Origin of the sequence: Aquabacterium sp. UBA2148 (assembly GCF_002328915.1) — a bacterium.
Lineage (GTDB): Bacteria > Pseudomonadota > Gammaproteobacteria > Burkholderiales > Burkholderiaceae_C > Aquabacterium > Aquabacterium parvum.
Genome location: NZ_DCXA01000076.1, coordinates 10,243 through 20,173, shown reverse-complemented (window position 1 = coordinate 20,173; position 9,931 = coordinate 10,243). Strand labels below are relative to the sequence as shown.

Annotated in this window: 8 protein-coding genes; 7 read left to right on the top strand and 1 reads right to left on the bottom strand. The window is 65.7% G+C overall.

The window, feature by feature from the left end; translation table 11 throughout:
* A partial coding sequence (locus tag B2W70_RS04140) for an alkaline phosphatase D family protein (RefSeq protein ID WP_286743146.1) occupies window positions 1-1,194 on the top strand: 1,194 nt, incomplete at its 5' end.
* Window positions 1,195-1,219: 25 nt separating this feature from the next.
* Here the strand turns inward: B2W70_RS04140 and B2W70_RS04135 are convergent.
* Window positions 1,220-1,786, bottom strand: coding sequence for an HNH endonuclease (locus B2W70_RS04135; RefSeq protein WP_286743144.1), 567 nt, complete (start codon window positions 1,784-1,786; stop codon window positions 1,220-1,222).
* Between the two features lie 289 nt (window positions 1,787-2,075).
* Between B2W70_RS04135 and B2W70_RS04130 the strand changes: the two genes are divergently transcribed.
* The 6 genes from B2W70_RS04130 to B2W70_RS04105 form a co-directional block, all read left to right on the top strand.
* Window positions 2,076-2,744: a TetR/AcrR family transcriptional regulator gene (locus B2W70_RS04130; RefSeq protein ID WP_058088626.1), complete on the top strand. Its 669-nt coding sequence runs from the start codon at window positions 2,076-2,078 to the stop codon at window positions 2,742-2,744.
* 48 nt (window positions 2,745-2,792) lie between these two features.
* Window positions 2,793-4,583 (top strand): acyl-CoA dehydrogenase C-terminal domain-containing protein, encoded by a 1,791-nt coding sequence (locus B2W70_RS04125; RefSeq protein ID WP_286743143.1) that lies wholly within the window; start codon window positions 2,793-2,795, stop codon window positions 4,581-4,583.
* Between the two features lie 86 nt (window positions 4,584-4,669).
* Window positions 4,670-7,069 carry a 3-hydroxyacyl-CoA dehydrogenase/enoyl-CoA hydratase family protein gene (locus B2W70_RS04120; RefSeq protein WP_286743142.1) on the top strand — a complete coding sequence of 800 codons (2,400 nt, stop codon included), beginning with the start codon at window positions 4,670-4,672 and terminating at the stop codon, window positions 7,067-7,069.
* An 18-nt stretch (window positions 7,070-7,087) separates the two neighbouring features.
* A complete protein-coding gene (locus B2W70_RS04115; RefSeq protein ID WP_286743139.1) occupies window positions 7,088-8,311 on the top strand; it encodes an acetyl-CoA C-acyltransferase in 1,224 nt (407 codons plus the stop codon).
* A gap of 125 nt (window positions 8,312-8,436) precedes the next feature.
* A complete protein-coding gene (locus B2W70_RS04110; protein WP_286743138.1) occupies window positions 8,437-9,285 on the top strand; it encodes an alpha/beta fold hydrolase in 849 nt (282 codons plus the stop codon).
* A gap of 20 nt (window positions 9,286-9,305) precedes the next feature.
* Window positions 9,306-9,931: alpha/beta fold hydrolase (locus B2W70_RS04105; RefSeq protein ID WP_286743136.1), on the top strand; the 626-nt coding region annotated here is incomplete at its 3' end.

Genomic DNA, 9,931 nt, shown 5'->3' with positions numbered 1-9,931 from the left:
CGCAGCCCCGTGGGCCGCACACGCACCGCGCCCGATCCGGCCGAGCCGGTCCGGCAGTTGCGCATGGCGCTGGCCTCGTGTCAGCACTATGAACACGGCCACTTCAACTCGCACCGCGAGATCGCTGCCAGCGACGTGGACCTGGTGCTGTTCGTGGGCGACTACATCTACACCACCCAGGCCCCGCACCACATCAAGGTGCGCAAACACGTCCTCGAGATGGATCCCCACCCGGGTGGGCGCACCCTGGCCGATTACCGCATCCACCACGCCAGCTACAAGCTCGACGACGACCTGCGCGCCTGCCACGCGGCCCACCCCTGGTTGATGGTGTGGGACGACCACGAGGTCATGTCCGACTACACCGGCGACACCGCGCCGGGCGTTGACGATCAGCGTGCCTTCATCGCGGCGCGTGCGGCGGCCTACAAAGCCTACTTCGAGCACATGCCGGTGTCGCCGCGACGCGTGCCCTTCGAAGCCAGCATGCCCATGCAGGGTCGATACCGCTGGGGCCAGTTGGCCGACCTGTGGACGCTGGACACCCGCCAGCACCGGGACGCCGCGCTGTGCAGCGAGTGGCCGCGCGCGCTCATGCACGGCAAGCTGCTGTGGCGCTGCGATGCCATCCAGGCCGATCAGCGCACGTTCCTGGGACGGCAGCAGGAAGACTGGCTGGCTGCGGGCCTGGCGGGCAGCGACGCGAACTGGCGCTTTGTCGTGCAGACCACGCAGATCGCACCCTGGCCGATCCGCTCGCCGCTGGGGCCACTGACCTACGCCGAAGGCTGGGACGCGTTTCCTGCCGCGCGGGCCCGCATGATGGAGGCCATCGCCCAGCCGCGGGTGCAGGACGTGGTCTTCCTGGGGGGCGATGTGCACCGTCACGTTGCAGCCAACCTGCGGCTCGATCCCATGGACCGCTCATCGCCCATCATCGCCAGCGAAGTGGTGACCACCTCGGTCACCAGCAAGGGCATGAGCGAGGTGGCCAACGCATGGGTGCGCGCAGGCAACCCCGACGTGCTGCACATGCGCAGCGACCAGCGCGGCCACGTGATGCTCGACGTCACGCCGCGCGAGGTGCGTTGCGTGTTCCGTGGCACACCGCACCCGGTCAGACCGCAGTCGAAGCTGCGAACGCAGGCGACCTACGTGATCGAGCGGGGCAAGCCTGGCTTGAAAAAAGCCTGAGCATTGGGCGGGGAAGCTCGGCGGCTCAGCTCAACTCCTGCCGCAGCCGGCTGTGCGCCGGCACGCTGGCGAGCAGGAACTCCATCTGGTCGGCCACGATGCGCCGCCCGCGCAGGATCATGTCCTCGTGCAGGCTGGGCACGTAAGGCAGGTAGTACATCGACCAGCGCAGCTCGGACAGCGTGCGGTTGCCCTTGCGGCCATTGCAGCTGCGGCAGGCGGTGATGCAGTTCATCCAGGAGTCGACCCCGCCCCGTGAGACGGGCTGGATGTGCTCGCGGGTGAGGTCGTCGAAGGCGAAGTGGTGCCCGCAGTAGGCGCAGACCTGGCGGTCGCGGGCAAACAACTTGGCGTTCGAGAGAGCAGGGCTCTGGCGCCAGGCCCGGCTGGGAACCGCCCCGTGCACCGCGACGATGGGGTGCAATTCCAGGCGCGATTGCATGCCCGTGAGGCGTTGAATGCCTCCGCGCAGGACCATGAAGGGGTCGCCCAGCGTCCAGGCGACGCTGTCACAGGCATACAGGACCGCCGCTTCCCTGGCCGTGAGCCAAGCCTGCGGACGGCCTGACACATCAAGCTGCAGCACGTCCATTCGACCTCCACGAGGAGTGACTGCCCAAGAATAGAGCAGATTCCGTGCCGCGCTCAAGCTTTCGTGTGCACTCGCCGTGGTGCCTGACGCACGTCATCGTGTCGTCACATGGTTGACCCGCAGGGCCTGACGCGTCGGTTTGACGCCTTCCTGACAGAGTGCGCAAAAAAAATCACCCAACCCGCTACACAAGCCGCCGGATTTCTGCAAAATAGCACGACCGTTCGTTTTATTCGGAGGACCGCCCTTGTCAGATGTGCTGCCCCAGGACGCCAAACCCGCCGCCGAGGTGGCGCGCGAGCGTGGGCGTGAGCGTGGTGCACACAAAGGGCAACAGACCCGGGCGGCCATCCTGGAGGCGGCGCTGAACCTCGCGTCGCAGATGGGCATCGAAGGCCTGTCGATCGGGGCGCTCGCCGAGGTCACCGGCATGAGCAAATCGGGCGTGTTCGCCCACTTCGGTTCGCGCGAAGAGCTTCAGATTTCGGTCATCCGCGAATACCATGAGCGGTTCGAGGAAGAAGTCTTCCGTCCCGCGATCCGGCAGCCGCGTGGCCTGCCGCGTCTGCGCGCGCTCTTTGACAACTGGGTGGCCAAAGTGGCCACTGAAATCGATTCCGGCTGCATCTACATCAGTGGTGCGGTCGAGTTCGACGACCGTCCGGGTCCTGTGCGAGATGCACTGGCCGGCATGGTGCTGTTGTGGCATGGTGCGCTGGGTCGCGCCATCCGCATGGCGGTCGAACTGGGACATTTGCGTGACGACACCGATCCCATGCAGGTGTTGTTTGAAATCCATGGCCTGATCTTGTCGCTGCACCACGACGCGCGCTTTTTGCGCTCGGCTGGGGCAGTGGATCGGGCCCGCACGGCGTTCGAGCGACTCATCCAGTACTACACGCTGGGTGCGCCGTCGTCGTCTGGACAGGTGGCGCCCGTGGGTGCGACCGCACATTGACCTTTACCTACAGTCAGTTCAACTGCTTTTTTACCGAGGAGCTTCACGATGCCTTCTTACACCCCTCCGCTGCGCGACATGCAATTCGTGATGCACGAACTGCTCGGCGCCGTTGACGAACTCAAGCAGATCCCCGCTTACGCTGATCTGGACGTCGACACCGTCAATGCCGTGCTCGAAGAGGGCGGCAAGTTCGCGTCCAAGGTGCTGGCCCCCCTGAACCTGGTCGGCGACGTGCAAGGCTGCGTGCTCGACAAGACCACGCACGAAGTCAAGACGCCCGATGGCTTCAAGGAAGCCTACAAGCAGTACACCGAAAACGGCTGGTCCGGTCTGTCGGCCGACCCCGAATTCGGCGGCCAGGGCATGCCCCAGCTGGTCAACCAGGCCGTGTACGAAATGATGAACTCGGCCAACCAGGCCTGGACCATGTACCCCGGCCTGAGCCACGGTGCCCACGCTGCCCTGGAAGCCCACGGCACGCCCGAGCAAAAGGCCATGTACCTGCCCAAGCTGACCAGCGGCGAGTGGACTGGCACCATGTGCCTGACCGAGCCGCACTGCGGCACCGACCTGGGCCTGCTGCGCACCAAGGCCGTCCCCCAAGCCGACGGCACCTACAAGATCACCGGCGCCAAGATCTTCATCTCGGCCGGTGAACACGACATGGCCGAGAACATCGTCCACTTGGTGCTGGCCCGCCTGCCCGACGCCCCCGAAGGCTCCAAGGGCATCTCGCTGTTCGCCGTGCCGAAGTTCAACGTGAACGCCGACGGCTCGCTGGGTTCGCGCAACGGCATCTACTGCGGTGGCCTCGAGCACAAGATGGGCATCCACGGCAACGCCACCGCCCAGATGGTGCTGGAAGACGCCGTTGGCACCCTGGTGGGCAAGCCCCACCGCGGCCTGCCCGCCATGTTCGTGATGATGAACGGCGCCCGCCTGGGCGTGGGCAACCAGTCGCTGGGCCTGACCCAAGTGGCTTATGAAAACGCCGTGAACTACGCCAAGGACCGCGTGCAGATGCGCGCCCTGTCTGGCGTCAAGCGTCCTGACCTGGCCGCCGACCCCATCATCGTGCACCCCGACGTGCGCAAGATGCTGCTGATCGCCCGTGCCTACGCCGAAGGCGCCCGCGCCCTGGTGTACTACACCGCCATCGAGCTGGACAAGGAGCACAACCACCCCGACGAGGCCGTCCGCAAGGAATCTTCCGACACCGTGGCGCTGCTGACCCCGATCGTCAAGGCCTTCATCACCGACAACGCCTGGGAAGCCACCCGCCACTGCCAGCAAGTCTTCGGTGGCCACGGCTTCATCCACGAGTGGGGCATGGAGCAGTTCGTGCGCGACGCCCGCATCAACATGATCTACGAAGGCACGAACACCGTGCAGTCGCTGGACCTGCTGGGCCGCAAGGTGCTGGGTGACGGTGGCGCCAAGCTGACCGCCTTCGGCAAGAAGATCGGCCGCTTCGTCAAGGAAAACGCCGACAACGAAGCCATGCAGGAGTTCACCAAGCCCCTGGCCGACCTGGGTCAGAAGGTGCAAGCCTTCACCATGGAAATCGGCATGAAGGGCATGCAGAACCCCGACGAAGTGGGCGCCGCCGCCGTTGACTACCTGCGCGTGGTCGGCCACCTGGTCTACGCTTACTTCTTCGCTCAGTCGGCCAAGATCGCCCTCGAGAAGCAAGGCTCCGGCGACACCTTCTACAAGGCCAAGCTGGCCACCGCCCGCTTCTACTTCGCCAAGCTGGTGCCGGAAGTCGAAACCGCCATGATCACCGCCAAGGCTGGTCTGAAGCCCCTGATGGAAATGGACGAAGCCCTGTTCTGATCGACAGGCTGTCACAGGAAGGTTGCACGCCAAGGGCAACCTTCCTTTTTTCCGTCTCCATTCACTGAGTTCCTCGAGGAGAGAACATGAGTCAATTCAATGTGCGCAAGGTGGCCGTGCTCGGCGCCGGCGTGATGGGTGCCCAGATCGCCGCCCACCTGGTCAACTGCAAGGTGCCGGTCGTCCTGTTCGACCTGCCCGCCAAGGAAGGCCCCAAGAACGGCATCGTCACCAAGGCCGTCGAAAACCTCAAGAAGATGAAGCCGTCGCCCCTGGGCGTGGCCGATGACGCCGTGCTGATCCAGCAGGCCAACTACGAAGAACACCTCGAGGAACTGCGTGGCTGCGACCTGATCATCGAAGCCATCGCCGAGCGCCTGGACTGGAAGGAAGATCTCTACAAGAAGATCGCTCCTTTCGTCAACGACAAGGCCATCCTGGCCACCAACACGTCGGGCCTGTCCATCACGGCCATGGCCAACGTGCTGCCCGAACAGCTGCGTTCGCGCTTCCTGGGCATCCACTTCTTCAACCCCCCCCGCTACATGTTCCTGCTGGAACTGATCCCCACCGAGTTCACCGCGCCTGACGTGGTCGACAAGCTGGAGACGTTCTCGGCATCCGTGGTCGGCAAGGGCGTGGTCCGCGCATACGACACCCCCAACTTCATCGCCAACCGCGTGGGTGTGGCCGGCATGATGCTGACCTTCCGCGAAGTCGAGCGTTCGGGCCTGGGCTACGACATCGTTGACGACCTGACCGGCAAGAAGATGGGTCGCGCTTCGTCGGCCACCTTCCGCACCGCCGACGTGGTGGGCCTGGACACGATGGCCCACGTCATCAAGACCCTGCAGAACGGTGCCAAGGACGACCCGTTCAACGCCTGCTTCGCCAACCCGGTCGCTCTGGACAAGCTGCTCGAGAAGGGCAACTTCGGCCAGAAGACCAAGGCGGGTTTCTTCAAGAAGGAAGGCAAGGCCATCCTTCAGTTCAACCCTGAAACCGGTGAGTACGTCGCCGCTGGCGGCAAGGCCGACAAGGAAGTCACCGACATCCTGCGCAAGCCCGCCGCCGAGCGCCTCAAGGCCCTGCGCGAGTCCGCTCACCCGCAAGCTCAGTTCGTCTGGGCCCTGCTGCGCAACGCCTTCCACTACGCTGCCGTTACCCTGGAGTCGATCGCTGAATCGGCCCGCGAAGTGGACTTCGCCATGCGCTGGGGCTTCGGCATGAAGCAAGGCCCCTTCGAGATCTGGCAAGAAGCCGGCTGGAAGCAAGTGGCCGAATGGGTCAAGGCCGACATCGATTCGGGCAAGGCCCTGTCGAAGGTCGCGCTGCCCGCCTGGGTGTTCGACGGCCGCGACGGCGTGCACACGCCCGAAGGTTCCTGGTCGCCCAAGACCGGCAAGTACGTGCCGATCCGCAACCTGCCCGTCTACAAGCGCCAGGCCTTCCGTGAAGACGTGCTGGGCTCGAACGCCCCGAACGCCGCCACCGCTGGCAAGACCCTGTTCGAAGACGCCGCCATCCGCCTGTGGACCCTGGACGACGAAGTGGTCATCGCTTCGATCAAGTCCAAGATGCACACCATCAGCGCCGAAGTGACCGCCGGCCTGGCCAAGGGCCTGGAAATCGCCGAAGGCGGCTACAAGGGCATGGTCATCTGGACGCAAGACGGCCCGTTCTCTGCTGGCGCCGACCTGCAATCCATGATGCCCGCCTTCATGGCCGGTGGTGGCAAGGCCATCGCCCCGTTCGAGAAGCAACTGCAGGACTTCATGCTGTCGCTGCGCTACTCCAACGTGCCGACCGTCGCTGCCATGCACGGCCTGGCCCTGGGTGGTGGTTGCGAGCTGGCCGTGCACGCTGCCAAGCGCGTGGCCGCCATGGAAACCTATGTGGGCCTGGTCGAAGTCGGCGTGGGCCTGATCCCCGGCGGCGGTGGCCTGGCTTACCTGGCTCGCCGTGCGGCTGAGCAAGTCGAAGCGTCCAAGGGCGTCTCCGGCATGGTCGGCGCCGAGCTGATGGGCTTCGTCAAGGAAGGCTTCCAGGCTGCGGCCATGGCCAAGGTGGCGACCTCCGCCATCGAAGCGCGCAAGTTCGGCTACCTGCTCGACAGCGACGTCGTTGTGCCCAACAAGGACGAAGTCCTGTACGTGGCCATCGCCCAAGCCAAGGCCATGTTCGAGTCCGGCTACCGCGCCCCTGCCAAGAAGCAGTTCGCTGTGGCCGGCCGCAACGTGAAGGCCACGCTGCAGTCCTCGCTGATCAACATGCGTGACGGCGGCTTCATCTCGCAACACGACTACTACATCAGCTCCTGCATCGCTGACGTGCTGACCGGTGGCGACGTGGACGCGGGCACCCTGGTGACCGAAGAGTACCTGCACGCCCTGGAGCGCAAGCACTTCTGCACGCTGCTGGACAACCCCAAGACGCAAGAGCGCATCATGGGCATGCTGTCGACCGGCAAGCCTGTCCGCAACTGATCGATCGGAGACACACACATGTCCAAGCAACTCCGCGACGTTTACGTCGTTGCCGCCACCCGCACCCCGATCGGCAAGTCTGGCCGCGGCGTGTTCAAGAACACCCGCCCTGACGACCTGCTGGTCGCCACCATCAAGAACGCCCTCAAGCAGGTTCCCACGCTGGACCCGGCTGCCATCGAAGACGCCATCGTTGGCTGCGCGATGCCCGAAGGCGAACAAGGCATGAACGTGGCCAAGATCGCCGCGCTGCTGTCGGGCCTGCCCAAGACCGTGGCCGGCGCCACCGTCAACCGCTTCTGCGCGGCTGGCATCACCGCCGTGTCGATGGCTGCTGACCGCATCCGCGTCGGTGAAGCCGAAGTCATGATCGCCGGTGGCGTGGAATCGATGTCCATGGTCCCCATGGGCGGCTCCAAGCCTTCGTTCAACCCCGCCGTGGTGAACCTCGACGAGAACGTCGGCATCGCCTATGGCATGGGCATGACCGCCGAGAAGGTGGCCGAGCAGTGGGGCATCAGCCGCGAAGAGCAAGACGCCTTCGCGACCGAATCGCACCGCCGCGCCATCGCCGCCCAGCAAGCTGGCTTCTTCGACGCCGAGACCACGCCGATCGAAATCGAAGTGCGCACGCCGAACCTGGAAACCGGTGAAGTCACCATTTCCAAGAAGACCATCACCCGTGACGAGGGCGCCCGCCCCGAGACCTCGGTGGAAGGCCTGGCCAAGCTGCGCCCCGTGTTCGCCGCCAAGGGTTCGGTCACCGCTGGCAACTCGTCGCAGACCTCTGACGGCGCTGGCTGCCTGATCCTGGCTTCGAAGGAAGCCTGCGAGAAGTACGGCCTGAAGCCGCTGGCCAAGTTCGTGGCCTTCGCCGTCAAGGGCGTGCCGCCCGAGATCATGGGCATCGGCCCGATCGAAGCCATCCCCAAGGCCCTCGAGTACGCTGGCCTGAAGGCCTCGGACATGGACTGGGTCGAGCTGAACGAAGCTTTCGCTGCTCAGTCTCTGGCTGTGCTGAAAGACCTCGACAGCAAGGGCCACGTGCTGGACCGCGCCAAGGTCAACCCGATGGGCGGCGCCATCGCCCTGGGTCACCCCCTGGGCGCCACCGGTGCCATCCGCGCTGCAACGGTCGTTCACGGCCTGCGACGCACGGGCGGCAAGTACGGCATGGTGACGATGTGCATCGGCACCGGCCAGGGCGCCGCCGGCATCTTCGAGCGCGTCGACAGCCTGTGATCGGCTGACGCCAGCGTTTGACGACTGAGAAAGCCCGCCACCGTGCGGGCTTTTTCTTCGGCCTTCGCCGATCTCATCGCTGCCTTTTGATCACCTTTGCCTCAACCGACTCCAGGCCTGTTCCGATGGAATCGTCCCGCGTCCTCACCGCCGATGGCCACAGCCTGGCCGCACGTTGCTTCAAGCCGCACGGCGGCGCAGCGCGGCGCGCGGTCATCATCGCGTGCGCCCTGGGCGTGCCGCAAAGCTTCTACACCCGCTACGCGACCTGGCTGACCCAGCAAGGCTGCGTGGCCTACACCTTCGACTGGCGCGGCATGGGCCAGTCCGCGCCCGACAACCTGCGCCACTACCGGGCCAAGCTCATCGACTGGGCGCTGCAAGACGCCCCGGCCATGATGGAGCTGGTGGCCCAGCGCCACCCGAGCCTGCCCATCAGCTGGTTCGGCCACAGCATGGGCGGCATCCTGTTCGGTGCCATGCCGCAGCACCCGCAGATCGACCACGTGGTCACGTTGGGCAGCGGCAGCGGCTACGTCGAGCACCTGGCCAAACCCTTGCGTTACGTCATCGGGGCGTTCTGGCACGTCATCGTGCCGCTGAGCGTGGCCCGCCATGGCTATTACGCCGGCAGCCGCATCAACGCCGTGGGTGACCTGCCGCGCGGCATCGTGGCGCAGTGGAAGCGCTGGTGCGCTTCGCCCAAGTTCGTGCTCAGCGAAGGCGAGCACATCCGCCAGGCCTATGCCGACGTGAAGCTGCCGATCACGGCGGTGCTGTTTTCCGATGACACCATGGCCAGCCCGGCGGGCATCCGCGCCGTGCACCAGCCCTACACCGGCACGCGCGTTGACTACGTGAACCTGCGTCCGCAGGACGTGGGCGCGCGCAGCGTGGGGCACTTCAACTTCTTCCACGCCCGCACCGGCCCGCAAGGCTGGCGACACAGCCTGCCCTGGCTGGGTCTGGCTTGATCCAACGGACGAAAGGCACCATGAGCGCGACCGTTGACACCTTTGTCTTGCGCGCCGGCGACGGCCACGGGCTGGCCGCGCGCGCCTACGTGCCCGCGGGCGAGGTGCGCCGCGCGGTGTTGATCGGTGCCGCCATGGGCGTGCCCCAGCGCTTTTATCAGGCCTTCGCCACCTGGCTGGCCGAGCAGGGCGTGGCTGTGCTGACTTTCGACTGGCGTGGCACGGGTGACTCGGCCCCGCGCAGCCTGCGTGGTTTCAAGGCCAGCATCACCGACTGGGCCATGCAAGACCTGCCCGCTGCGGCCGATGCCTTGTGCGCGCGCTGGCCCGATGCGCCCCGCACCTTCCTGGGCCACAGCCTGGGCGGCCAACTGTTTGGCTGGCTGGCGCAGCCCGAGCGCTTCGAGCGCGTGCTGACGGTGGCCAGTGGCAACGGCTACTGGCGCATGAACGCACCTGCTGTGCGACGCAAGGCGCCACTGCTGTGGTGGGTGCTGGCGCCCGTGGGCATCGCGCTGGCTGGCTACTTCCCGGGCAAGCGCCTGGGCGCCGTGGGCGACTTGCCTGCTGCGGCCATGTGGCAGTGGCGCCGCTGGTGCCTGCACCCCGACTACGTTGGCTCCGAAGGGCCGGCGCTGCGCGAGCC

Excerpts from the sequence above, each read along its gene's own strand:
- B2W70_RS04120 (WP_286743142.1), top strand. The coding sequence starts at position 4,670 with ATGAGTCAATTCAATGTGCGCAAGGTGGCCGTGCTCGGCGCCGGCGTG.
- B2W70_RS04115 (WP_286743139.1), top strand. The coding sequence starts at position 7,088 with ATGTCCAAGCAACTCCGCGACGTTTACGTCGTTGCCGCCACCCGCACC.
- B2W70_RS04110 (WP_286743138.1), top strand. The coding sequence starts at position 8,437 with ATGGAATCGTCCCGCGTCCTCACCGCCGATGGCCACAGCCTGGCCGCA.
- B2W70_RS04135 (WP_286743144.1), bottom strand. The coding sequence starts at position 1,786 with ATGGACGTGCTGCAGCTTGATGTGTCAGGCCGTCCGCAGGCTTGGCTC.
- B2W70_RS04125 (WP_286743143.1), top strand. The coding sequence starts at position 2,793 with ATGCCTTCTTACACCCCTCCGCTGCGCGACATGCAATTCGTGATGCAC.